This is a genomic window from Pseudolabrys sp. Root1462 (genome assembly GCF_001426945.1).
Classification (GTDB): domain Bacteria; phylum Pseudomonadota; class Alphaproteobacteria; order Rhizobiales; family Xanthobacteraceae; genus Pseudolabrys.
In genome coordinates, this window is record NZ_LMFS01000003.1 from 360,639 (window position 1) to 384,389 (window position 23,751).

Consider the following 23,751-nt stretch of genomic DNA (forward strand, 5'->3'; position numbering starts at 1 on the left):
TGACGCCTGTGAATTACGGGACCGTCCGGCCCCACGGCTCGGGCGTCGCCTTCGGCATGGAGTCGCCGAGCATCATCATCTCGGCGATGGTTTCCGAGGTGATCAGGCCGGTAAGGCGCCCGGCCGCGTCGGTGACGCCGACCGCGACGGCTTCCTTCTCCTGAAGCAGCTTGAAGGCATCGTCGAGCGAACTGCGGTGGCTGATGGTCGCGATGCCGGGGGTCATGGCGTCGGCGACGCGTGCGTCGGGACCGAGCGTCTTGATCGCTTTGATGATGTCGACGCGCGCCAGCAGACCGATCGGTTTGCCGGCGGCATCGACCACCGGGAATTCGCCCTGGCTGGTGGCGAGCAAGGTCTGCACCGCTTCATCGACATGGGCTTCGGGTGCGAGCGTGGCGAACTGCGTCATCATCGCGTGGCTCACCGGCACGCCGCGCGAGACGGCGCGCAGCGAAACCATGTGCGCTTCCGACGATGCGGCGAGATAAACGAAGATGGCGATGAAGATCAGGATCGGGTTGTACATCAGCCCGATGAAGCCGAGCGCGAAAGCAACGAACTGGCCGATTGTCGCCGCCACTTCGGTGGCGCGGACATAGCCGAGCCTTGTCGCCAGCGCGGCGCGCAGCACGCGGCCGCCATCCATCGGAAAGGCGGGAATGAGATTGAACAATGCCAGGAACAGGTTCACGGCGGCGAGCCGGTCGATCATCGAGATCTGGCCGTTGTCGATCGATGCGGCGGCGCTCTGCGTGATCTGCGCGCCGCCGATCGTAATCAGCAGCAACGCGATGACGACGTTCACCAGCGGGCCGGCAATGGCGATGAGGAATTCCTGGCCGGGCTGCTCCGGGATGCGTTCGAGCTGGGCGACGCCGCCGATCGGCAGCAGCGTGACGTAGGGCGTGGCGACGCCGAAATAACGTGCCGTGAAGATGTGACCGAACTCGTGCAGCAGCACGCAGGCAAACAGCAGAACCATGAAGATCAGGCTGCTCCAGGCCTCCGTGTTGCCGCCCTTGGCGTAGCTGGCGGCGAAGATCCAGGCCAGGAACAGCAGGAAGGTGAGGTGGATGCGGACGACGGTGCCGGCGACCTTGCCGATGCTCAGTGACCAGGACATGAAGACCTCGTTTAATCCGGCCCAACGGATGGAAAATAGGCCTATTCCGAACCTATTGCGAGGCCGGGACGTTGCTGTGGCATCTTGCCACGAGCGGAACCGAGGGATGTGACATGGCTCAAACAGATTTGGCTCAAGCAGGCTCCTCGCAAAAACTGACCACCGAGGCGCGCAAGGCAGCGCTCGACAGGCTCAAAGGCTGGGCCGATGCGCCGGGCCGCGACGCCATCGCCAAGACATTCGCGTTCAAGGATTTCAACCAGGCGTTTGGCTTCATGACGCGGGTGGCGCTGGTGGCGGAAAAGATGGACCACCATCCCGAGTGGTCCAACGTCTACAAGACGGTCGAGGTGACTCTCTCGACCCACGACGCCGGCGGCGTCACCGCGCTCGACATCAAGCTGGCGGAAGCGATGGAGCGGATCGCGGGTTTGTAAAGACGTATCAGCGTCTTGAACTCCGCTGCCGCCTTACCAAATATTTGATATGCGCTCCGCCGATAGCACCATTGGAACTTCACCTTCGGACGACGATCCGTCGTTGCGCCGGCAATTCTGGCGCAAGCTCGGCGCGGCTGCCGCGCAGATCCCGTTCGCCGAGGATCTGCTGGCGGCCTATTACTGCGCCTTCGACCGCGCCACGCCGATGCAGGTGAAAGGCACGCTGCTTGCGGCCATCGCCTATTTCGTGCTGCCGTTCGATGCCGTGCCGGACTTTCTGCCCGTGTTCGGTTTCACCGACGATGCCGCGGTGCTGATCACCGCGCTCAAGCTGGTGTCGAGCCACCTGCGCCCCGAGCACCGCGAAGCGGCGCGCGGGAAGCTGGATGAGTTGCGGGCTCGCGCCTAAGGCCGCAGGATCACCTTCCCCATCACTTTGCGCTCGGCGATGGCCTTGAGCGCCTGCGCCGCTTCGTCCAGCAGATAGACGGCGTGCACATGCGACGACAACTTGCCGTCTGCCGCCCAGCGGAGAAGCTGGGCGACGTTGTCGCGATGACCGGCCGGATCGCGCTCGGTCCACGCGCCCCAGAACACGCCGAGCACATTGGCGCTCTTCAGGAGAAAGAGATTGAACGGCACCTTGGGGATTTCGCCGGCGGCGAAGCCGACCACGAGAAAACGGCCTTCCCAGGCGATCGCGCGTAACGCGGCTTCGGCATAGGCGCCGCCGACCGGATCGTAGATGACGTCCGCGCCCTTGCCGCCGGTGACCTTGCGCAGCGCCTCCTTCAGGTCCTCCGCGGCGTAGTCGATACCGTCGTCGGCGCCGCGCTCCTTGCAGAACGCGACCTTCTCCGGCGACGAGGCGCAGGCGATGACGCGCGCGCCCATGATCTTGCCGATCTCGATTGCTGCAAGTCCGGTGCCGCCAGACGCCCCCAGGACCGCAAGCATCTCGCCCGGTTTGAGATGCGCGCGATCTTTCAAAGCGTAGAGCGTCGTGCCGTAGGTGACGCAGAGGCCGGCGGCGCGATCGAAGTCGAGATCGTCCGGGATCGGCGTCAGTGCCTTCGTCGGCACGGCGATCTTCTCGCGCGCCGCGCCGTAGCCGGTGAAGCCGAGCACCCGGTCGCCCGCTTTGAAGTCGGTGACGTTGGCTCCGACCGATTCGACCACGCCGGCGAATTCCGCCGAGGGTGAGAACGGGAAGGTCGGTTTGGTCTGGTACTTGCCCTGAATGATCAGCGTGTCGAAAAAATTCAGCGCCGCTGCCTTGATTCGGACGAGGACTTCGCCGGGCCCGGGAACCGGATCGACGATCTCGACCACTTCGAGATCTTCAGGCGGGCCGTAATGTGTGCAGAGCAGGGCTTTCATGGACGTCCTGACGGGGCGTGGATTTCGGCCGTTCTAACATGGGGCGGCCCCGCAGCCAGGAGCGGCGGCATGGTGCCATTAACTTTTCGCCGCTAAGGTGGCGGGGAAAGGCCAATTGTGCCTTCACTATGCCGATATTGGTCCGTTAGTGGGCTGGTGTCTTCCTGAAACACAGGCGGCGTGCCACGCGTCGTTCCATTCAACCGGTAGGTCCCGATGAGAATGAAACATTGCCTAAGCCCCGCGATTGCCTTGCTCACCGCCGGTGCGGCGGTGCTGATCGCATTTCCCCTCCAACCGGCTGAGGCGCAGTCCAAGAATCCTGCCGACCAGGCCGTGCTGCTCGGCCAATTCGGCGACTGGGGCGCCTATACCGCGACCCCTGGCGGCAAGAAGGTCTGCTTCGCGCTGTCGAAGCCGACGCAGGCGACGACCGAACCGGCCGGCCGCAACCGCGACCAGTCCTATGCATTCGTCTCCACCCGCCCCTCGGAAAAGGTGAAAAACGAGGTCTCGGTGATCGTCGGCTATCCGCAGAAGCCGAATTTCGACGCCAGCGCCGCCGTCAATGGCAAGACATATGTCCTGTACACCCAGAACGACGGCGCCTGGGTGAAGAACGCGGGCGAGGAAGCGCAGATGGTCGAGGCCATGCGCAAGGGTTCCGATCTGGTGGTCAAGAGCGAGTCCGCCCGGGGCACCAAGACCACCGACACCTACTCGCTCAAGGGCATTGCCGACGCGCTCGACAAGGTCGCCGCGGAGTGTAAATAGGCCCGCGACTGCCTACATAAACGGGCATAGCCGGAGAACGGCGCTCTTATAGAACGCCTATGACACGACCCTCTCCCGGAACGGGGGAGGGTTGAGCTTTTGCCGAGCCATTTGTGATAGTTTCAACCCGATGACCCTCGCCGCCGATCAGCACAGCGCCACCCCGGGCTTCGTCGAAAAGACGGCGCTCGAGGTCTATGTCGCGCCGGACAAGCCTTCGCTCGTCGGTTTGTCGCGGCCGGAGCTGTCGGACGTGCTCGGCGAACTCGGCATCGCCCCCGCCCAGCGCAAGATGCGGGTGCAGCAACTCTGGCACTGGATCTACTTCCGCGGCGCCACCTCGTTCGAGACGATGACGACGATCTCGAAGGAGCTACGCGCGCTGCTCGCCACCCGCTACACAGTCGATCGTCCCGAAGTCATCGCTGAGCAGGTCTCGGTCGATGGCACGCGCAAATGGCTGCTGCGGCTGCCGGGCGACAAGGACTCCAAGCTGCCACACGACGTCGAGTGCGTTTACATTCCCGACACCGAACGCGGCACGTTGTGCGTCTCCAGCCAGGTCGGCTGCACCCTCACTTGCGCGTTCTGCCACACCGGCACGCAGCGTCTGGTACGCAATCTCACCGCCGGCGAAATTGTCGGTCAGGTGCTTGTGGCGCGCGACCGGCTTGGCGACTGGCCGGGCGGCACGCGCCCGACAGACGGCGTCATCCCGTCTGGTGACCGTTGCATCACCAACATCGTCATGATGGGCATGGGCGAGCCGCTCTACAATTTCGAAGCGGTGCGCGACGCGCTGCTCATCATGTCGGATGGCGATGGTATCGGCATTTCCAAGCGCCGCATCACACTGTCCACCTCCGGCGTAGTGCCATACATCGTTCGCGCCGGCGCCGAGATCGGCTGCATGCTGGCGATCTCGCTGCATGCGGTGCGCGACGATCTGCGTGACGTGTTGGTGCCGCTCAATCGCAAATACAAGATCGCCGAATTGATGGAGGCGTGCCGCAACTATCCCGGGGCGTCGAACGCCAAGCGCATCACCTTCGAATATGTGATGCTCAAGGGTGTCAACGATTCCATCGAGGACGCCAAGGCGCTGATCAAGCTGCTCAAGGGCATCCCGGCCAAGATCAATCTCATTCCGTTCAATCCGTGGCCGGGTACGAAGTACGAATGCTCGGACTGGGAACAGATCGAGAAGTTCTCGCAGGTGGTCTTCGATGCCGGCTATGCGTCGCCGGTGCGCACGCCGCGCGGCCGCGATATTCTCGCAGCCTGCGGCCAGCTCAAGAGCGCGACCGAGAAACTGTCCGCCCGCGAGCGCATGGCGCTACGTGCCATGGCAATGGTGGATGAGTGATCCTTATTTTCGAGGCCTGCCCAATCTCTACGCTGCTTGAAGGTCCCGGTTCTCCGGCTCAGTGCTTCGCTCTGCGCCGCGTCAGGGACAAGTAAGAACATCATGTCCCTCGTCGGCCGCATCTTCGTCATCATCTTTGCCGTGATCCTCGCCAGCATGGCTGCGGGTGTTGCCATCGCCGTCGGCATTCTCGGACCACAGTGGCACAGCATGTCCGGCGATCCGGTCGAGCGCGTGTTCTTCTGGGGTACGGCTTTCGTCGGGGCGACCGGCACCGGCGCGCTCGGCATTCTTCCGATGATCATCCTGATTGCTCTCGCCGAAGCCTTCAATATCCGCTCGCTGGCGCTCAACATGCTCGGCGGCGTGGCGATGTTGTTGCTCAGCTATTATGGCGCCGGCTTTGCGCCGCCGTCCTATGAGGAATCGATCGACCGCTCGCCGCCGATCGTGTCGCACGATCTCCAAATTGCCGCGGCTGCGGGTGCGGTATTCGGCCTGATGTATTGGCTGATCGCCGGGCGCAATGCGGGACGCTGGCGCGAACGGTCGCCGCAGTAACACCAGAATTTCAGTCTCAAGCCTTAGTAATAGCTGGATTCCCGCTTTCGCGGGAACGAACGGAGGTTGTGGCAACGCCTACTTTTTCTTTCCGGCAGCCCAGTCCAGAGCGTCTTCCAGCCGGTCATTGCCCCAGAACAATTCGCCGTCGCCGGTGACGAAACTCGGTGCGCCGAATATGCCGAGCCTGATCGCTTCGTCGGTCTGGTCGCGCAGCCGGAGCTTGTTGGCGTCGGACTGCGCTCCCGCCGTGACGTCGGTGGCGTCCTTGCCCATGGCGCCGATGATCGCTGCCATCACCTCGGGCTCGCCAATATTCTTCCGCTCACCGAATTGCGCGCGATAAACGGCGTGAGTGAAAGTCTCGCCCCAGCCATTGTCGAACGCGATCAGCGCGACCCGTGCCGCCAGAATGCTGTTCTGCGGAAACTGCGGCGGTTCGGCGAAGGGCAGGCCCATCGCGCCGCAGATGCGGGCGAGGTCGCGCCACATATAGCGGCCTCTGGCAGGATAGAGGTTGAACGGCGAGGTGGTCCAGCCGTTCTGCTTGAACACGGGTCCCAGCAGGAACGGCCGCCAGCGCACCGCCACGCCGCGCTGCGTGGCCAGCGCGCCAATCCGCGCGGCGGCGGGATAGGAATAGGTCGAGGCGAATTCGAACCAGAAATCGAGTGAGGGCTGCTGCGTCATGATGGCCCATTATAGGACCACCGGGGGCGGCTTTCCATTTTTGATGCCCTCGGCTAGACGAGCCCCGGAGCTTGGTCATTTCATGGGTCGCACTGGACTTTATATAGCGCTCGCCATCGGCATCGTCGCCGGTCTGGTGTTCGGCTTATTTCCCGAGCTCGATCTGATCATCTCGCGTCCGTTCTACGAGTACACGATCGGCGGCAATCATTTCGGCTGGCGCATCTATCCGCCCTTGATGACGGCGCGCGACGCCGGGCTCTGGGTCGGCACGTTGATCATCATTCCGGCGCTGCTCGCCCTGCTGTTCAAGATCGTCTTCCCGCGGCGGCGCTCGTTGCTATCGGGCCGTGCGGTTCTGTTCCTGGCCGCGACGATGGCACTCGGGCCCGGCCTTCTGGTCAACGTGCTGCTCAAGGATCACTGGCACCGTCCGCGGCCAATCGACGTGGTTCAATTCGGCGGCAATGAACACTTCCGGCCGTGGTGGGATCCGCGCGGCGATTGCCCGAACAATTGCGCCTTCGTCTCAGGCGACGTGTCGGGCGCGTTCTGGACGATTGCGCCGGCGGTGCTGGTGCCGGCGCCATGGCGTGCCGTCGCCGTCGGCGCAGCGTTGACGCTGGGCACCGGCATGGCGGTGGTCCGCGTCATGGCCGGTGGCCATGCCGCCAGCGACGTGATCTTTGCCGGCGTCTTCACCTTCCTGGTCATCTGGCTGGTCTATGCCCTCATCTACCGCTGGCCGGCGACACGGTTGAGCGAGGAAGCCTCCGAGCGACGGCTCGAGCGCTTCTCCGCGCGCGGGCGGCGCATCGCCCATTGGCTCGGTTGGCGTGTCGCCACCGAGATCGCCGGCCCCGACAGCGATGGCGGCAGCGACCCCAAGGTCAAGCGCCGATCCGGCTGGTGGTAAGCTATGCGTCCCGCTCTGGCGTTGCAGCCCGGTTGCATTAAGGTGTCATCTGCGACAATTGGCGCTCGCGTTGCAGGAGACAAGTGATGGCGGACAATCAGGAGACTATGCACCGCGTGCTGCAAATGAAAATCCGCGCGCTCGGCGAGCCGGCTCAAGTGCTGGCGTTGGTGCAAAGCACCGCGCCATTCTATCGCGCGCTGGGCGGCACTCAGGTCCGCTTCCTGCAGAACGTCGACGATCCGGCGCAGTTCGTGATCGAGGTCGAGTACGAGGCCAATGCGGCGCTCGAGGTCAATCGCCAGAAGATCTCCAGCGATCCGATGGTGCGCACCTTCCTGCAGGGCTGGAAGACGCTGCTGGCCGGCGCCGCCGAGATGGACGTCTATCAGGACGTCAGCAAGTAGGCTCATCGGTGCGCTCCAGCCTCCCGGGAAGGGGGGCGTACGGGCGGGCGGCCTGCCTCTTGACCCAGGCCGTCAGCTTGGGTTCAACACGGGCGATGCGGCCGGCCCCACCGGCTTCGAACGAAAGAGCAACAATGTCCGACGGCGACGCGAAAAAGACCATCAAGAAGGTCGTTCTGGCCTATTCCGGCGGTCTCGATACCTCGATCATCCTGAAGTGGCTGCAGACCACCTACGGCGCGGAGGTGGTGACGTTTACGGCCGATCTCGGCCAGGGCGAGGAGTTGGGGCCCGCGCGCGAGAAGGCGCTGCGCGCCGGCATCAAGCCGGAGAACATTTTCATCGACGACTTGCGCGAGGAATTCGTCCGCGACTTCGTCTATCCGATGTTCCGCGCCAATACGGTCTATGAAGGGCAGTACCTGCTCGGCACCTCGATCGCGCGACCGCTGATCGCGAAGCGCCAGATCGAAATCGCGCATCAGGTCGGCGCCGACGCCGTCTGCCATGGCGCGACCGGCAAGGGCAACGATCAGGTTCGTTTCGAACTCGGCTATTACGCGCTCGATCCGTCGATCAAGATCATCGCGCCCTGGCGGGAATGGACTTTCAAGGGCCGCGACGACCTGTTGAAGTTCGCGCGCGATCACCAGATCACCATCACCAAGGACAAGGAAGGCGAGGCGCCGTTCTCGGTCGATGCCAATCTTCTGCACTCGTCGTCCGAGGGCAAGGTGCTGGAAGACCCGGCCAAGGAAGCGCCGCCGATCGTCTATCAGCGCACCATCTCGCCGATGGAAGCGCCCGACAAACCGACCGAGATCTCGATCGGCTTCAAGCGTGGCGACGCTGTCAGCCTCAACGGCAAGGCGATGTCGCCGGCGACGTTGCTCGCCGAGCTCAATAAATACGGCCACGACAACGGCATCGGCCGGCTCGATCTGGTCGAGAACCGTTTCGTCGGCATGAAGTCGCGCGGTGTTTACGAGACGCCCGGCGGCACCATCCTGCTGCAGGCGCACCGCGCCATCGAGTCGATCACCCTCGACCGCGGCGCGGGACATCTCAAGGACGAACTGATGCCGCGCTACGCGGAGCTGATCTACAACGGCTTCTGGTTCGCGCCGGAACGCGAGATGCTGCAGGCGCTGATCGACAAGTCGCAGGAGATGGTCGAAGGCACCGTGCGGCTCAAGCTCTATAAGGGCAACGTCATCGTCACCGGTCGCGAGAGCCCGGCCTCGCTCTATTCCTCGACGCTCGTCACGTTCGAAGACGACAAGGGTGCCTACGATCAGAAGGATGCGGCGGGCTTCATCCGCCTCAACGCGCTGCGGCTGCGCACGCTCGGCCAGCGCAAGCGCACGCTCAAGTAAGTCGATAGTGTAGCGCCGGCTGCTCGCGGGATCTCGGCAAGCCGGCCGGTGCAGAAATGGGAGATCAGGATGGCTTCGGAAATAGTGCGTCTTGTTGCCGTCGTCGCGGCCGGCATGATGGCTTTGGCGATGGCGGCCTGCTCGTCCAGCAAAGACGCCGAGCCGGACGCCAATATTTTTCCGAAGGACTACAAGCTCGAGCTGATGAACACGCTGCAGCGTGAGCTCGAAGATCCGACCAATATTCGCGACGGGTTCATCAGCGAACCGTTCCTGACCACGGCGAGCCGCGAGCAGCGCTACGCCGTATGCGTGCGCAGCAACTCGCGCAACATCAACCGCACCTATACGGGCGCCAAGGATCGCATCGGCTATTTCTATGCCGGGCATCTCAATCAGCTGATTGAAGCGACGGCCGACCAGTGCGCCAAGGTGGCGTATAAGCCTTGGCCCGAACTACAAAATATTTGTTTCAGCGAGAAGGGCTGCAAGTAGCGGCGGCACGCCGGCACGGTCTCAGAATTTTGCCGCCGTGGTCTCGCCGGTTGCGGGATCGTGCTCCACCGTGACGTATTTCAGGTCCGGGACCAGAGGCTCCTGACGCCGCTTCTTCTCCTCGATTTCCGCGGTCACCTTCTGTAACTGGACGAAACGCGCCGCGGTCACCGGATGGCTGTTGTTCGGCAGGATGTTGCCGGGCGCGTCAAGCCCGATCTTCCGCCAGACCTCTTCCGCGCCTTTGAGATCGTAGCCGGCACGAGCCGCATAGTAGCTTCCGACATAGTCGGCTTCGCGTTCGAAGCTGACGCTGAAGGCACGCGCGCCGAAAATTTTGAATTGCCGGGCGAAGGCGCCGCCCGTCGAGACGCCGCCGGCGAGAATGCCGAGATCGATTGCGGCCCCGCTTGCCATGCCGAGAACTTGATTCCAGCGCTGTTTGTCGAGATGGCCGAGATTGGAATGGGCCATCTCGTGGCCGATGATCAGGGCCAGCTGCGCGTCAGTGTCGGCCAGCGTGATCATGCCCGTGTTGATCACGATCCTGGTGTCGCCGGTCGAGGCACTGGCGGCTCCGTCGACGGTGTAGGCGATGGGGATGGCGCAGGCCATCACCGGCGTCACCGTAACGATGCGGCCCTCGCCGTCGTGGCGGACATTCAATTCGACCGGTTTGGTGCCGTTCGCCTTGAGCCGGCGGTTGATCCAGCCTGCGGTGCCCCAAAGCGGAATGAGCTCGCCGTTGAGCGTGATGATTTCATCGCCGGCGACAATGCCGGCCTTGGCGGCTGGCGAATCCTCGACCACGGAAATCGCGGTTGGTCGCATCCAGCCGATGTTGAGCGCTTCGCTGATATAGGACTGGTAGCGCCGCGGCAGGCTGCGCGGCGTGACGGCGTACAAGCCGATCTGCGGCGACACGCGCTCGTCGCAGAAGGTGACATTTGCGGTGCGCAGCCGGAAGGCGATCGTATCGACCCGGTGCAGTTCGCTGTAATACTTGCGGAGCTGCGCGATCTGTTCGCGGCGCTGCTCGGCGGCGACGACGTCCGCTGGCAGGTCCGGCAGCTTGCTGACCGGCATGGCGCAGCCGGCGAGCAGCAGCGCCAAGCTCACTGCGAATTGTCGGGTACTCTCACGCAACGCAACCCCCACCCGCTAAGGCGCAGGGTGGAGCGAAATTACAACCGACGCAAGCAAAAGTTGTAGGCGGCGTATCGCGATGCCGGCCGCCCCAATCATGGGGGGCCGGCGACGCGAGAGGAGGGCTAGACCGCGACCTTGCGGTTGGTGCCGAGGTCCGGCTTGCTGCCGGTCGCCGCGGCGACGGCCATCTTGATGTTGCTGACGATGGTGCCGGGGCTGTCCCAGTATTCGGCTTCGATCGGCGTCACCTTGAGCACGCGGATGTTCGGGTCATCGGGCGAATCCCACCAGGCCTTTGCCGGCGTCGACCACAATTCCTTGATCTTGGCGCGGTCGTTGCTGACCTCGGCGTGCCCGCTGATCGAGACATATTTCTGGCCGCCGGTGTCAGCGAAGGACAGCGCCAGCTTTGGATATTTGGCGATCTCATCGTCCTTCTGCCGGCGCACATCGGTGAGGAAGTAGATCATCCGCTCATTGCGGTGCGAATAGGCGCCCATCGGCCGCGAATGCAGTTCGCTGCCGTCCCAGGTCGCCATCATGCAGATCGAGATCTTTTCCATCAGGTCCCAGACCCGCTCGACGTCGTCATTACGTGCCATCATAATTCTCCTTTGCAGCGTCAACGGCGCAGCAACGACAGCGTTCCGGGGGAACAAAAAAGGCGCCGTTTCCGGCGCCTTTTTCGCAAATCGGATGGGTCGAAAGCCGTCACACCTGACGATCGACCAGCGCCTTCTTCAGCGTGGCGATTTCCTTCGCCGGGTTGAGGCCCTTCGGACAGGCCTTCGAGCAGTTCAGAATGGTGTGGCAGCGATAGATGCGGAACGGATCCTCGAGATTGTCGAGGCGGTCGCCGGTCGCTTCGTCGCGTGAGTCCTGTACCCAGCGGTTGGCCTGCAGCAGCGCCGCGGGCCCGAGATAGCGATCCGAATTCCACCAGTAGCTCGGGCACGAGGTCGAACAGCAGGCGCACAAGATGCACTCGTACATGCCATCGAGCTTGGCGCGTTCCTCGTGGCTCTGCCGCCATTCCTTCTCCGGCGCCGGCGTCACGGTGTGCAGCCACGGCTCGATCGAGGCGTATTGCGCGTAGAAGTTCTTCAGGTCCGGCACCAGGTCCTTCACCACCGGCTGATGCGGCAGCGGGTAGATCTTGATCGGCGCCTTGGCGTCGTCCATCGCCTTGGTGCAGGCCAGCGTATTGGTGCCGTCGATGTTCATGGCGCAGGAGCCGCAGACGCCTTCGCGGCAGGAGCGGCGGAAGGTCAGCGTCGGATCGATATTATTCTTGATCCAGATGAGCGCGTCGAGAACCATCGGCCCGCAATTGTCGCGATCGACATAATAGGTGTCGACGTGCGGGTTCTCGCCGTCATCCGGGTTCCAGCGGTAGATCTTGAACTCGGTGAGGTGCGTGGCGTGCGACGTGCGCGGCCAGGTCTTGCCTTCTTCGACCTTCGAGTTCTTCGGCAGCGTGATTTCGACCATCTCAGTAAACTCGCGCTTTGGGTTCGACGTACGCGATCTCGTTCGTCAGCGTGTAGGTGTGCACCGGGCGGTAATCGATCGAGACGCTGCCCTTGGCATCGATCCAGGCCAGCGTGTGCTTCATCCAGTTCTGGTCGTCGCGATCCGGGAAGTCCTCGCGGGCGTGAGCGCCGCGGCTTTCGGTGCGGTTTTTCGCCGAGTCCATGGTGACGCAAGCCTGTGAGATCAGGTTGTCGAGCTCAAGCGTCTCGATCAGGTCCGAGTTCCAGATCAGCGAGCGGTCGGCGACGCTGACGTCGCTCATGGCGCCGTAAACCTGATGGATCAGGTTGTGGCCCTCTTCGAGAACCTCACCGGTGCGGAACACCGCGCAGTTGTTCTGCATCACCCGCTGCATCTTCAGGCGAAGCTGTGCGGTTGGCGTGCCGCCCGAGGCGTAACGGAAGTGATCGAGGCGGGCGAGCGCCTTCTCGGCCGAATCCTTCGGCAGTTCGGGCTGCTTCTCGCCGGGCTTCAGCGTATCGGCGCAGCGCTGCGCCGCGGCGCGGCCGAACACGACGAGATCGATCAACGAGTTCGAACCGAGACGGTTGGCGCCGTGCACCGACACGCAGGCCGCTTCGCCGATCGCCATGAGGCCCGGGATGACGAAGTCGTCGTTGCCGTCCTTCTTGGTCAGCGCTTCGCCGTGATAGTTCGTCGGGATGCCGCCCATGTTGTAGTGCACGGTCGGCAGCACCGGGATCGGCTCGCGGGTCACATCGACGCCGGCAAAGATGCGCGCGGTCTCGGAAATGCCGGGCAGGCGCTCGGCGAGAACCGCCGGGTCGAGATGATCGAGGTGAAGGAAGATGTGGTCCTTCTCCTTGCCGACGCCGCGGCCTTCGCGGATTTCGATGGTCATGGCGCGCGAGACGACGTCACGCGAGGCCAGATCCTTGGCCGACGGCGCGTAGCGCTCCATGAAGCGCTCGCCTTCGGAATTGACGAGGTAACCGCCTTCGCCGCGCGAACCCTCGGTGATCAGGCAGCCGGCCGGATAGATGCCGGTCGGATGGAATTGCACGAATTCCATGTCCTGCAGCGGCAGGCCAGCGCGCAAAACCATCGCATTGCCATCGCCGGTGCAAATATGCGCCGAGGTGCAGGAGAAGTAGGCGCGTCCATAACCGCCTGTCGCCAGAATGGTCTGGTTGGCGGTGAAGCGGTGCAGCGTGCCGTCGTCCATGTTCAGCGCGATAACGCCGCGGCAGCGGCCCTCGTCGTCCATGATCAGGTCGAGGGCGAAATATTCGATGTAGAATTCGGCCGCGTGCTTGAGCGACTGGCCGTACATCGTGTGCAGCATGGCGTGGCCGGTGCGGTCCGCCGCTGCGCAGGTGCGCTGCGCGGTGCCCTTGCCGAAATGCGTGGTCATGCCGCCGAACGGACGCTGGTAGATCTTGCCGTCTTCCTCGCGGCGCGAGAACGGCATGCCCCAGTGCTCGAGCTCGTAGACCGCGGCCGGCGCGTTCTTGCACATGTATTCGATGGTGTCCTGGTCACCGAGCCAGTCGGCGCCCTTCACCGTGTCGTACATGTGCCAGCGCCAGTCGTCCTCGCTCATGTTGCCGAGCGAGGCGGCGATGCCGCCCTGCGCCGCCACGGTGTGCGAACGCGTCGGAAACACCTTGGAGATACAGGCGGTGCGCAGCCCGGCTTCCGAGCAGCCGACGACCGCGCGCAGGCCGGCGCCGCCGGCGCCGACAACGACAACGTCGTATTTGTGGTCTTCGATCGGGTAGGCGCGGCCGTTGATGCCGGGGGCGCTCTTGCCGTTCATGTTTCCGTTAGCATCGGCCATCGTCAGACTCCGAAGGACAGTTTGAGGATGGCGAACGCGGAGGCGAGACCGACGGCCACGCAGAAGAAGGTGTTCAACATGAGACTCAGGAACTTGTATTTGTCGTCGTGGACGTAATCCAGGATGATCTCCTGCATGCCGATCCACATGTGATAGACGCCGGCCAGAATGAACAGCAGCATGATGACGGCGACGATCGGCGAGCCGAGGATCTGCACCGCGGCGGCGTGGCTGCGGCCAAGCATCGAGATGATGATGACGATCAGCGCGATCGACAGGAAGATGCTGGCAAATCCGGTCAGTCGCTGATGCCAGAAATCCGTGGTGCCGGAGCGCGCCGGACCCAAACCGCGCACGCGGCGGGCCGGCGTGCGCATGTCGTGCTGAGCCTTCATCGCGGACCTCCCAGGGCGATATAGCCGACCACCCAGACCACCAGGGTCAAGGCGATCGAGCCGACCAGGGAGGCCACCGTCAGCCATTCGCGCTCGGCCGGTTGGAAGCCGTGAAGCGTGTCCCAGATCAAATGACGGATGCCGCCCAGCATGTGATGCAGCAGCGCCCAAGTGTAGCCGAACAGGATGACGCGGCCGAGCAGCGAACCGATGAAGGCTTCGAACGTCGCGTAGGCGTTGGGCCCGGAAGCGGCCGAAATAAGCCACCACGCGAGCAGCAGCGTGCCGACATAGAGCGCGCCGCCAGTGATGCGGTGGACGATGGACATCGTCATCGTCAGCATCGGGCGGTAGATCTGCAGATGGGGGGAAAGCGGTCGTTGCCGCCGCGCTGCCGCGGCATCCGCCTTAACGTCGGACATTGTCAGTCTCCTCGCACCACCGTAGCCCTGTCGGCAGTCGCGGACGGTTGGTAGCCAAACCACAAAAATACCGCAACGCAGCTCGGCGTCCGGCCTTTTGCAGTTTGGAGTTTGACCAAGTTAAACTTCTTCAAACGCGAAACTAAACCGGGTAAATTGCCCGGATCAATATGTGTTTTGCGTAGTCTGCCTTCGTATAATAAGAAGGCTCTCCGAGGCCACCCTCCCATGCGCTACGACCTCACTGACCTCAGTTTGTTCCGGCACATCGTCGAAGCCGGCAGCATTACCCACGGTGCCGAGCGCATGAATCTCGCCTTGGCGGCGGCCTCGACCCGCATCCGCAAGCTGGAGGAGGGGTTCGGCGCGGAACTGCTGGTGCGCGGTCGCCAGGGTGTGGCGCCGACCCAGGCAGGGCGGACCCTGCTGCAGCATGCCCGCACCATCCTCGAGCAGTCCGAGCGGTTGCAGGAAGACCTCGGGGTCTACGCCGGCGGCCATGCCGGACAGGTCCGGGTGCTGTCGAACACCAATTCGCTGACCGAGTTCCTGCCCGAGGCCCTCGGAAGCTTCCTCGCCGCGCATCCCAATATCAGCGTCGATATCGAGGAACGGCTGTCCGATGAGATCGTAGGTCTGATCGCCGAGGGCGTTGGCGATATCGGTATCGTCGCGGGGACCGTCGATGCCGGCTCCCTGACGACCTATCCGTTCCGCAGCGACCGCTTTGTGCTGGTCGTGGCGCGCGGCCATGACCTGGCCAAGCGCAGCAAGATCAGTTTTGCGGAGACGCTCGACTACAATTTCGTCGGCATCGACCGCGCCAGCGCCATCCAGCGCTTCCTCGCCAGCAAGGCCAGCCAGTCCGGCCGCACCCTGCGCCTGCGCGTGCAGCTACGTTCGTTCGATGCGGTGTGCCGCATGGTCGAAAACCACGTCGGCGTCGGCGTGGTGCCGCAGACCACGGCGCGCTGGGCGGCCAAGACAATGGCCATCCAGGTCGTCGAGCTCACCGATCCGTGGGCGCTGCGCAATCTGTCGATCTGCCTGCGCGATTACAAGGCGCTGCCCCCTTATGCCCGGCAGCTTGTCGATCATCTTCGAGAGGCGAGGCGGGAGAGCACGTAGGCAACACGTCGTCCCGGGCGAGCGATAGCGAGACCTGAGACCCATACTCCGTTTGCCCTCGATGGCTCACGGAGTATGGGTCCTCGCTTTCGCGGGGAACGACATCGGCGGCTCACCTTGGCATCAGCACCCAGTAATCGAGGTCGAGGATGACCGCGGGATCGTATTCATTGCCGATCTTGTAGGGGAAGTCGTCGCACGGCTTGTCCTTGGTCGCGACCGTGCGCAAGCGCAGCGCGCCGACATCGTCACGGCCGAGCAGCTCGGCCTTGTCGAGCACTTCGGTCCAGGCAAAGACGGTGAGCCCGGCAAATAACGGCGACACGTGACGGCCGCCATTGACGGCGGTGACGTGAAAGGCGTTGCCGAGACCGTTGAAGGACAATGCCCGCGCCAGAGAAATCGCGTGGCCGCCGTAAATCAGCCTTTTGCCGAAGCGGCCTTTGCTTTCGGTGAAGTTATCGAAGTGAATGCGCGCCGTGTTCTGATAAAGCCGCGTCGCGATCATGTGCTCGGCGTCTTCGACGGTAATGCCGACAACGTGGTCGATTTTTTCACCCTTGGCGTAGTCGCCGTAGCGATGCGAACTGCCGGCCAATTCGGCGTCGTAGAGGTTGTTCTGGATAATCGGGCAACCGTTGCCGAGCGCTCCGACATCGACGCAGGACGGCAGTTCGGGCACGACTTCGTCCGGTGCCGGCGCATTCTCGTCGCGTTTGCGCACCATGACCCAGCGTACATATTCGAGCACCGTTGCGCCATCCTGATCGATGCCGCGTGAACGCACATAGACGATGCCCGTCTTCTTGTTGGAATTCTCCTTGAGGCCGATGACTTCCGACGTGGCGCTCAACGTCGCGCCCGGAAATACCGGCTTGAGAAAACGACAGTCGGCATAACCCAGATTGGCGACGGCGTTGAGCGAGATATCCGGCACGGTCTTGCCAAAGACCATGTGGAAGACGAGGAAGTCGTCGATCGGCGAGCGGGGATAACCAATCCTCGATGCGAAAGCGTCGGCCGACTGCACGGCGAAGCGGGCCCCGAACAGCCCGTTATAAAGCGCTACGTCGCCGGTCGTTACGGTACGCGGTGTGGCGTGGCGGATCTGTTGCCCGAGTTTGAAATCTTCGAAGAAATTACCGAAATTCGTTTTATCGCTCACGAAAAACTCCTGACCTGCCCCTCGAAGATCCTAGCAGCGATCTCGGGGCCTGCCCATTGTCGCAAAGGCGTATGACGGTTCGTTGGAGCGCGGCTTCACGGGGTATCGTCGTGAGCATGGGTGATGAGGCGCGCGCCACGCTGGAAGGTCAGATAGCTCCACAGCCAACTGAACGCGACGATGAAGCGGTTGCGGATGCCGATCAGGAAATAGATGTGGGCGATGCCCCAGAACCACCAGCCGAGATAACCGCGCAAGCGGAAGCGGCCGAGCTGAACCACGGCAGCGCGGCGGCCGATGGTGGCAAGGTCGCCAAGGTGCATGTAGCGGAACGGTTTGCCGGTTGCGCGGCCGGCGATGCGCGCGGCGATCAGGTTGCCGACATAGTGACCCATCTGCTTGGCGGCGGGCGCGATGCCGGGCACGGGCTTGCCCTTGCTGTCCATCACCGATGCCGCGTCGCCGATGACGAAGATTTCGGGATGGCCCGGCACCGACAGATCGGGATTGACCTTGGCGCGGCCGGCGCGATCGGCCACGGCGCCGAGCCATTTCGCCGCGGGCGACGCCATCACGCCTGCGGCCCAGACGATGGTCGCGGCGGGCAGCCGCTGGGAGCCGAGATCGACGCCGCCGATATCGCATTTCGTCACCATCGTGTCGGTCATCACGGTGACGCCGACTTTGGTCAGCACCTGGCGCACATAGTCCGACTGCTCCGGCGCAAAGGCCGGCAGCAAGCGCGGCCCGGCTTCGACCAGGACGATGCGGGCGTTGCGCGGATCGATGCGGCGGAAGTCCATCGCCAGCGTCTGCCGGGCAATTTCCGCGATGGCGCCGGCCAGTTCCACGCCGGTGGCGCCGCCGCCGACGATGACGAAAGTGAGCAGCCGCCGCTGGGTCTCGGTGTCGGTCGCGATTTCGGCCTTTTCGAAGGCGACGAGAATTTTGCGGCGGATGCGGGTGGCGTCGTCGATGCGCTTCAGGCCGGGCGCGAAGGGCTCCCAGTCTTCATGACCGAAGTACGAGTGTTGGGCGCCGGTGGCTAACACAAGATAGTCGAACCCCGTCTCGCCGAAATTGGTGATCAGCACCTTGCGTGCTGGATCGACCCCGAGCACTTCCTCCATCAGCACCGTGGTGTTCCGCTGCGCCCGCAGAATGTGTCGGATCGGCCAGGCGATCTCGGCCGGCGACAACGCCGCGGTGGCGACCTGATAAAGCAGCGGCTGGAAGCAGTGGTGGTTCTTCCGGTCGATGACGGTGATGTCGGCCGCCACACGGCGCAGTGCGCGCACGGTTTCCAGCCCGCCGAAGCCGGCGCCGACGACGATAATCCTTGGGATTTGCACGCTCATTCCGAACTCCGGCCCTGCGCCCGGAGAAAGGCTGGACCGCCGCTGTGCGGTTGCCAAGGGGCGGGGGAGGCTTTAGCAATCCGCCAGCTTTTGCCGCGCGGGCTCGCCCGCAGGCTGAGGAAACGCGCGACACGTAGAAAAGAGGCGTTCATGGCGACCCACAATCTGCTCTTGCTGCCCGGCGACGGCATCGGCCCCGAGGTGATGGCCGAGGTGAAGCGGCTCATCGAGTTCTTCAACAAGAAGGGCCCGAACAAGTTCGCCTATGAGGAAGGGCTGGTCGGCGGCGCATCCTATGACGCCGACAAGACGTCAATCTCGGACGCTACCATGGCCAAGGCCAAGGCTGCCGACGCCGTGATTTTCGGCGCCGTGGGCGGCCCGAAATGGGCTGACGTACCGTACGAAGCGCGCCCCGAAGCCGGTCTTTTGCGGCTGCGTAAGGACCTCGACCTCTATGCCAACCTGCGCCCGGCGGTGACCTATCCGGCGCTGGCCGACGCCTCGTCGCTGAAGCGCGAACTGGTCGAAGGCCTCGACATCATGATCCTGCGCGAGCTCACCGGCGGTGTTTATTTCGGCGAGCCGAAGACCATCACCGATCTCGGCAACGGCCAGAAGCGCGCCATCGATACCCAGGTTTACGACACCTACGAGATCGAGCGCATCTCGCGTGTCGCCTTCGAACTGGCGCGCAAGCGCAAGAACAAGGTGACGTCGATGGAGAAGAACAACGTTATGAAGAGCGGCGTGCTCTGGAAGGAAGTTGTGCAGCAGACGCACGACCGCGAATTCAAGGACGTGCAGCTCGAGCACCAGCTCGCCGATTCCGGCGGCATGCAGCTCGTGCGCAATCCGAAGCAGTTCGACGTCATTGTCTGCGACAATCTGTTCGGCGACATGCTGTCCGATATCGCGGCAATGCTGACCGGGTCGCTCGGCATGCTGGCCTCGGCATCGCTCGGCGAGATCGATGCCAAGACGCAGAAGCGCAAGGCGCTCTACGAGCCGGTGCACGGTTCGGCGCCTGATATTGCCGGCAAGGGCCTGGCCAATCCGATCGCGATGATCGCGTCATTCGGCATGGCGCTGCGCTACTCGTTCGATATGGGCAAGGAAGCCGACATGATCGACAAGGCGATCGCCGCGACGCTGGACAAGGGCATCCGCACCGCGGACATCGCCTCGCCCGGGCAGAAGAGCGTGAGCACGTCGGAGATGGGCTCGGCCATTCTTGGCGAGATGGAAGCGCTGTCGGCCTGACTTTGTCCCCGCTGTTCGCGGCGGGGCGCGGCATACCGAATTGCAGCTTGACGAATCGTGAGACCGTGACGCCATATATGGGCGTCACGGTCTTTTCGTTTCTACATGTTGTAGCGATGAAGGGCTAAGAGGGAATCCGGTGCGTCCTTAGGGATTAAGCCGGGGCTGCCCCCGCAACTGTAAGCGGCGAGCGCTTGACACATGACCTTCGGTCATGAAGCCACTGAGGCCTTCGCGCCTCGGGAAGGCATGTCGATCGCAGCGACCCGCGAGCCAGGAGACCTGCCGTGACCGCTGAAATCGTCCACGGGCGGGGTGCCCCGGCGGGTCGCTTGTGCACGTCCGCCCGGACGCGCGTCTCACAAGCATCCATCGGTCTCCTGCCCCCACATCACGGGGTTGCTGATGGCCTTCGCCTACGACTTCGACCGCAACGGTCAGCTTGTTTCGCCAAAGACAAACGTCGCCAAAATTGCGCCGCGCCCGCCGGACGCGGAACGCGCACCCGAACTCGCGCTCGTCGAGGCGCCACACCCTGCGCCGCTGCCGCAGCCGCTCGCGCCGGCGCCGAAGCCGTCCGATCTCAAGCTCGATCGTTCGCGCGACGAACTCCTGACCGCGTTCGGCAAACTCACGCTCAATGACCGCTATCTGCTCGCCGGCGAGAGCTATCAGGACATGTTCGCCCGCGTTTCCTGCGCTTTCGCCGATGACATCGCGCACGCGCAGCGACTCTACGATGCGATGTCGCGGCTGTGGTTCATGCCGGCGACGCCGGTGTTGTCCAATGGCGGTACGACGCGCGGCCTGCCGATCTCATGCTTCCTCAATGCGGTGCCGGATTCGCTCGACGGCATCGTCACCACCTGGAATGAAAACGTTTGGCTCGCCTCCAATGGCGGCGGCATCGGCACTTATTGGGGCAAAGTGCGTTCGATCGGCGAGACGGTCAAAGGCGGCGTCACGTCCGGCATCATCCCTTTCATCCATGTCATGGATGGCCTGACTCTCGCCATCAGCCAGGGCTCGCTGCGCCGCGGCTCGGCGGCGGTCTATCTCGATATCCATCACCCCGAGATCGAGGAATTTCTCGAGATCCGCAAAGCCTCCGGCGACTTCAACCGCAAGGGGCTCAACCTGCATCACGGCATCAACATCACTGACGCCTTCATGCAGGCGGTGAAGGACAATGCCATGTTCGCGCTGCGCAGCCCGAAGTCGGGCGACATGGTGCGCGAAATCAATGCCCGCCAGCTTTGGCAGCGCATTCTGGAAACGCGGCTGCAGACCGGCGAACCGTATCTCTTGTTCATCGATGCCGTTAATCGCGCATTGCCCAAGCATCAGCGCGAACTGGGCCTCAAGGTCTCGACCTCCAACCTGTGCAGCGAAATCACGCTACCGACCGGCGTCGATCATCGCGACGAGGAACGCACTGCGGTGTGCTGTCTGTCATCGCTCAACGTCGAAACCTGGGATCAGTGGTGCGACGAACCGTCTTTCATCGAGGACGTGCTGCGCTTCCTGGACAATGTGCTGACGCACTTCATCAATGTCGCGCCGGACGGCATGAAGCGGGCGCGTTATGCGGCTTTGCGAGAGCGCTCGGTTGGCCTCGGCATCATGGGCTTCCACTCCTTTTTGCAATCGAAGGGCGTGCCGTTCGAAAGCGCGATGGCGAAGTCGTGGAACTTCAAGATGTTTCGCAAAATTCGCCGCGACGCCGACGCCGCCTCAGTAGCGCTGGCGAAGGAACGCGGGCCCTGTCCCGATGCGCTGGAGCGCGGCGTGATGGCGCGCTTCTCGCACAAGCTGGCGATCGCGCCGACCGCCTCGATCAGCATCATCTGCGGCGGTACCAGCGCCTGCGTCGAGCCGATCCCCGCCAACATCTACACGCACAAGACCCTGTCCGGCGCGATCTCGGTTCGCAATCCGCATCTGGCAAGACTGCTGCGCGCCAAGGACGCCGATACGCCGGAGGTGTGGCAGTCGATCATCGAGCATGAAGGTTCGGTGGCGCATCTGACCATGCTCAGCGAGCAGGAGAAGCTGGTGTTCCGCACCGCCTTTGAGATCGATCAGCGCTGGGTGATCGAGCTTGCCGCCGATCGCACGCCGTTCATCTGCCAGAGCCAGTCGATCAACGTCTATCTGCCGGCCGACATCGATAAATGGGACCTGCACATGCTGCATTGGACGGCATGGAAGAAGGGGCTGAAGAGCCTCTATTACTGCCGCTCCAAGTCTATCTCGCGCGCCGCCTTCGTCGGCCAGCAGGGCGAGAAGGCCGCAGTGGCCGATGCGCTCACCACGCCAGTTCGCGCCGACTACGAGGAGTGCCTCGCATGTCAGTGAGCGATCTGTTCGGCAAATTCGACCCGCGTGCGCTGATCGGCACCGGTAAAGTAGGTCTGCTGGAATCGACGGGCACTTACGACGTCGATCGCTATGCCTGGGCCTACGAGTTCTGGAAGCGACAGCAGCAGACGCACTGGATGGGTGAGGAGGTGCCGCTCGGCGGCGATCTCAAGGACTGGGCGTCGGACCGGGTGACGCCGAACGAGCGGGCTCTGCTGACACAGATATTCCGCTTCTTCACCCAGTCGGACATCGAGGTCGGTGACAACTATCTCAAGCGCTATATTCCGATCTTTCAGCCGCTCGCGGTGCAGATGATGATGGCCGCGTTCACCAACATGGAGACGGTGCATATCGACGCCTACGCGCTGCTGCTGAAGACGCTGGGCATGCCGAAAACCGAGTTCGAGGCCTTTCGCGACTATGCCGAGATGCGCGCCAAGGCCGACTATATGCACGAATTCGGCGTCGACACCGTGGCCGATGTCTCGCGCACGCTCGCCATGTTCGGCGCCTTCACCGAGGGGATGGCGCTGTTCGCGAGCTTCGCCATGCTGCTCAATTTTCCCCGCCATAATAAAATGAACGGCATGGGGCAGATCGTGAGTTGGTCGGTGCGTGACGAAAGTCTGCATTGCGAGGGTATCATCAAGCTGTTTCATGAGTGGAATCACGAAACCGGCGCGCTCACCAAGTCGGTGGGCGACGATATTGTCGATGTCGCCAAGACCATGGTCGGGTTGGAAGAGCGCTTCGTCGATTTGGCGTTTGGCCTTGGCGGCATCGAAGGCATGACCCCGCAGGATATTCATGCCTATGTGCGCTACGTCGCCGATTGGCGGCTCACCCAACTGAGGCTGCCGACGACCTTCGGCTATTTCGAGCAGACGGAGGGCGGTTATAACCAGCTCAAGCCGCACCCACTGCCGTGGCTGGTCGAGATCCTCAACGGCGTCGAGCACGCCAACTTCTTCGAGCAGCGCGCCACGGAATATTCCAAGGGTGCGAGCCGCGGTAGCTGGGATGGAGCCGAAGGCGTCTGGTCGCAATTCGACAGCGCGCAAAGCTGACGCTGCTCGATCGGCAAAATAAAAACGCGGCCTGGTGAGGCCGCGTTTTCTATCTCTATAAAGGCGTGGCTCTCAGTACTGCAGCCAGGGGCCACGCGGCCCCAGTTCGAACGGGCCGGGCAGAGGGAGCTGATTGGTGCCGCCAACCGTGTTGTTCAGGATCCCGGTGGCGCGGTGGTTCGGCGACTGCGCATAATCCAGGTCGTGGCGGCTGCCCGGCAGCACTTCAGGACCGGGGTCCAGGTAAGACCGCTTCTGGATGATGACGCGCGTCCGGGTCTTGCCGTCTTCGCCGCGCATCACGACTACTGTCTGATCGCGGTTGGCGTAAATTCGTTTTTTCGTCGTCTGGGCATCGGCCGGGGCGGCCAAAACGGCCACCACGCCAAGGGCGGCACACGTCGCTGCAACAAATTTCAGGCGCATTTTCTTCAAGTCCTCGACCGATTCCCTTAGCGAAACGCATTCTAGCCGCGTTCGGTTCGGCTTGATAGGGCGAAAAAGCCACAGCCTGAGTTGCAAAAAGGACCAATCACGCTCCGGTGAAGGGGCGCGACCGGTCCGATCTCTTGCGG

At 63.1% G+C, this 23,751-nt stretch carries 25 protein-coding genes and 1 riboswitch; of the genes, 13 read left to right on the forward strand and 12 right to left on the reverse strand.

The features are described from left to right. Positions 1-13: 13 nt before the first annotated feature. On the reverse strand, positions 14-1,126 hold the full coding sequence (locus tag ASD45_RS18440; RefSeq protein ID WP_056913136.1) for a site-2 protease family protein: 1,113 nt from the start codon (positions 1,124-1,126) through the stop codon (positions 14-16). Positions 1,127-1,239: 113 nt separating this feature from the next. Between ASD45_RS18440 and ASD45_RS18445 the strand changes: the two genes are divergently transcribed. Further along, the gene (locus tag ASD45_RS18445; RefSeq protein WP_056913137.1) at positions 1,240-1,563 is read left to right on the forward strand and encodes a 4a-hydroxytetrahydrobiopterin dehydratase; all 324 of its coding nucleotides are present in this window, start codon (positions 1,240-1,242) and stop codon (positions 1,561-1,563) included. A gap of 49 nt (positions 1,564-1,612) precedes the next feature. After that, positions 1,613-1,975, forward strand: a complete 363-nt coding sequence (locus ASD45_RS18450; RefSeq protein ID WP_056913138.1) for a YkvA family protein — start codon at positions 1,613-1,615, stop codon at positions 1,973-1,975. On the opposite strand, the gene ASD45_RS18455 is transcribed toward ASD45_RS18450, so the two are convergent. After that, positions 1,972-2,946, reverse strand: a complete 975-nt coding sequence (locus ASD45_RS18455; protein ID WP_056913139.1) for an NADPH:quinone oxidoreductase family protein — start codon at positions 2,944-2,946, stop codon at positions 1,972-1,974. The two genes, ASD45_RS18450 and ASD45_RS18455, sit on opposite strands and share 4 nt — an antisense overlap. A 216-nt stretch (positions 2,947-3,162) precedes the next feature. Between ASD45_RS18455 and ASD45_RS18460 the strand changes: the two genes are divergently transcribed. The 3 genes from ASD45_RS18460 (at position 3,163) to ASD45_RS18470 (ending at position 5,647) form a co-directional block, all read left to right on the forward strand. Further along, positions 3,163-3,720 (forward strand): invasion associated locus B family protein, encoded by a 558-nt coding sequence (locus tag ASD45_RS18460; protein ID WP_056913140.1) that lies wholly within the window; start codon positions 3,163-3,165, stop codon positions 3,718-3,720. A 130-nt stretch (positions 3,721-3,850) separates the two neighbouring features. Beyond that, on the forward strand, positions 3,851-5,086 hold the full coding sequence (gene rlmN / locus ASD45_RS18465; protein WP_056913141.1) for a 23S rRNA (adenine(2503)-C(2))-methyltransferase RlmN: 1,236 nt from the start codon (positions 3,851-3,853) through the stop codon (positions 5,084-5,086). Between the two features lie 102 nt (positions 5,087-5,188). Then, complete coding sequence (locus tag ASD45_RS18470) at positions 5,189-5,647, forward strand: hypothetical protein (RefSeq protein WP_056913142.1); 459 nt, start codon at positions 5,189-5,191, stop codon at positions 5,645-5,647. Between the two features lie 78 nt (positions 5,648-5,725). Here the strand turns inward: ASD45_RS18470 and ASD45_RS18475 are convergent, their stop codons facing one another. Beyond that, positions 5,726-6,337 carry a 2-hydroxychromene-2-carboxylate isomerase gene (locus ASD45_RS18475; RefSeq protein ID WP_056913143.1) on the reverse strand — a complete coding sequence of 204 codons (612 nt, stop codon included), beginning with the start codon at positions 6,335-6,337 and terminating at the stop codon, positions 5,726-5,728. Positions 6,338-6,419: 82 nt separating this feature from the next. On the opposite strand from ASD45_RS18475, the gene ASD45_RS18480 reads away from it, so the two are divergent. The 4 genes from ASD45_RS18480 to ASD45_RS18495 all read left to right on the forward strand — a co-directional run bounded on the left by ASD45_RS18480 (position 6,420) and on the right by ASD45_RS18495 (position 9,531). After that, positions 6,420-7,253, forward strand: a complete 834-nt coding sequence (locus ASD45_RS18480) for a phosphatase PAP2 family protein (RefSeq protein ID WP_056913144.1) — start codon at positions 6,420-6,422, stop codon at positions 7,251-7,253. Between the two features lie 86 nt (positions 7,254-7,339). Next, positions 7,340-7,660, forward strand: a complete 321-nt coding sequence (locus ASD45_RS18485) for a hypothetical protein (protein ID WP_056913145.1) — start codon at positions 7,340-7,342, stop codon at positions 7,658-7,660. A gap of 134 nt (positions 7,661-7,794) precedes the next feature. Beyond that, positions 7,795-9,036 (forward strand): argininosuccinate synthase, encoded by a 1,242-nt coding sequence (locus ASD45_RS18490; RefSeq protein ID WP_056913146.1) that lies wholly within the window; start codon positions 7,795-7,797, stop codon positions 9,034-9,036. 69 nt (positions 9,037-9,105) lie between these two features. Next, the gene (locus ASD45_RS18495) at positions 9,106-9,531 is read left to right on the forward strand and encodes a hypothetical protein (RefSeq protein WP_056913147.1); all 426 of its coding nucleotides are present in this window, start codon (positions 9,106-9,108) and stop codon (positions 9,529-9,531) included. Positions 9,532-9,552: 21 nt separating this feature from the next. Here the strand turns inward: ASD45_RS18495 and ASD45_RS18500 are convergent, their stop codons facing one another. The 6 genes from ASD45_RS18500 to sdhC all read right to left on the reverse strand — a co-directional run bounded on the left by ASD45_RS18500 (position 9,553) and on the right by sdhC (position 14,831). Continuing rightward, a complete protein-coding gene (locus ASD45_RS18500; RefSeq protein ID WP_156380974.1) occupies positions 9,553-10,650 on the reverse strand; it encodes a M48 family metallopeptidase in 1,098 nt (365 codons plus the stop codon). 152 nt (positions 10,651-10,802) lie between these two features. Next, complete coding sequence (locus ASD45_RS18505) at positions 10,803-11,282, reverse strand: pyridoxamine 5'-phosphate oxidase family protein (RefSeq protein ID WP_056913149.1); 480 nt, start codon at positions 11,280-11,282, stop codon at positions 10,803-10,805. A 109-nt stretch (positions 11,283-11,391) separates the two neighbouring features. Continuing rightward, positions 11,392-12,171: a succinate dehydrogenase iron-sulfur subunit gene (locus tag ASD45_RS18510; RefSeq protein ID WP_056913150.1), complete on the reverse strand. Its 780-nt coding sequence runs from the start codon at positions 12,169-12,171 to the stop codon at positions 11,392-11,394. Between the two features lies 1 nt (position 12,172). After that, entirely contained in the window at positions 12,173-14,014 is a 1,842-nt protein-coding gene (gene sdhA / locus ASD45_RS18515; protein WP_056913151.1) for a succinate dehydrogenase flavoprotein subunit, read from the reverse strand. 2 nt (positions 14,015-14,016) lie between these two features. Further along, entirely contained in the window at positions 14,017-14,409 is a 393-nt protein-coding gene (sdhD, locus tag ASD45_RS18520) for a succinate dehydrogenase, hydrophobic membrane anchor protein (RefSeq protein WP_056913152.1), read from the reverse strand. Next, the gene (sdhC, locus tag ASD45_RS18525; RefSeq protein WP_056913153.1) at positions 14,406-14,831 is read right to left on the reverse strand and encodes a succinate dehydrogenase, cytochrome b556 subunit; all 426 of its coding nucleotides are present in this window, start codon (positions 14,829-14,831) and stop codon (positions 14,406-14,408) included. The genes sdhD and sdhC overlap by 4 nt, the downstream gene beginning before the upstream one ends. A gap of 228 nt (positions 14,832-15,059) precedes the next feature. Between sdhC and ASD45_RS18530 the strand changes: the two genes are divergently transcribed. Beyond that, positions 15,060-15,959, forward strand: coding sequence for a LysR family transcriptional regulator (locus ASD45_RS18530; protein ID WP_056913154.1), 900 nt, complete (start codon positions 15,060-15,062; stop codon positions 15,957-15,959). 112 nt (positions 15,960-16,071) lie between these two features. On the opposite strand, the gene ASD45_RS18535 is transcribed toward ASD45_RS18530, so the two are convergent. Further along, positions 16,072-17,124, reverse strand: a complete 1,053-nt coding sequence (locus tag ASD45_RS18535; RefSeq protein WP_056913155.1) for a MaoC family dehydratase — start codon at positions 17,122-17,124, stop codon at positions 16,072-16,074. A 95-nt stretch (positions 17,125-17,219) separates the two neighbouring features. After that, entirely contained in the window at positions 17,220-18,482 is a 1,263-nt protein-coding gene (locus tag ASD45_RS18540; RefSeq protein WP_056913156.1) for an NAD(P)/FAD-dependent oxidoreductase, read from the reverse strand. 150 nt (positions 18,483-18,632) lie between these two features. Between ASD45_RS18540 and leuB the strand changes: the two genes are divergently transcribed. The 3 genes from leuB to ASD45_RS18555 all read left to right on the forward strand — a co-directional run bounded on the left by leuB (position 18,633) and on the right by ASD45_RS18555 (position 23,176). Next, positions 18,633-19,745: a 3-isopropylmalate dehydrogenase gene (gene leuB / locus ASD45_RS18545; RefSeq protein WP_056913157.1), complete on the forward strand. Its 1,113-nt coding sequence runs from the start codon at positions 18,633-18,635 to the stop codon at positions 19,743-19,745. 70 nt (positions 19,746-19,815) lie between these two features. Continuing rightward, a riboswitch (cobalamin riboswitch) is annotated at positions 19,816-20,050 on the forward strand. A 100-nt stretch (positions 20,051-20,150) separates the two neighbouring features. Next, positions 20,151-22,103 carry a ribonucleoside-diphosphate reductase subunit alpha gene (locus tag ASD45_RS18550; protein WP_056913158.1) on the forward strand — a complete coding sequence of 651 codons (1,953 nt, stop codon included), beginning with the start codon at positions 20,151-20,153 and terminating at the stop codon, positions 22,101-22,103. Then, the gene (locus tag ASD45_RS18555; RefSeq protein ID WP_056913159.1) at positions 22,094-23,176 is read left to right on the forward strand and encodes a ribonucleotide-diphosphate reductase subunit beta; all 1,083 of its coding nucleotides are present in this window, start codon (positions 22,094-22,096) and stop codon (positions 23,174-23,176) included. The genes ASD45_RS18550 and ASD45_RS18555 overlap by 10 nt, the downstream gene beginning before the upstream one ends. 72 nt (positions 23,177-23,248) lie before the next feature. On the opposite strand, the gene ASD45_RS18560 is transcribed toward ASD45_RS18555, so the two are convergent. Then, positions 23,249-23,602, reverse strand: a complete 354-nt coding sequence (locus ASD45_RS18560) for a hypothetical protein (protein WP_056913160.1) — start codon at positions 23,600-23,602, stop codon at positions 23,249-23,251. Positions 23,603-23,751 lie beyond the last annotated feature (149 nt).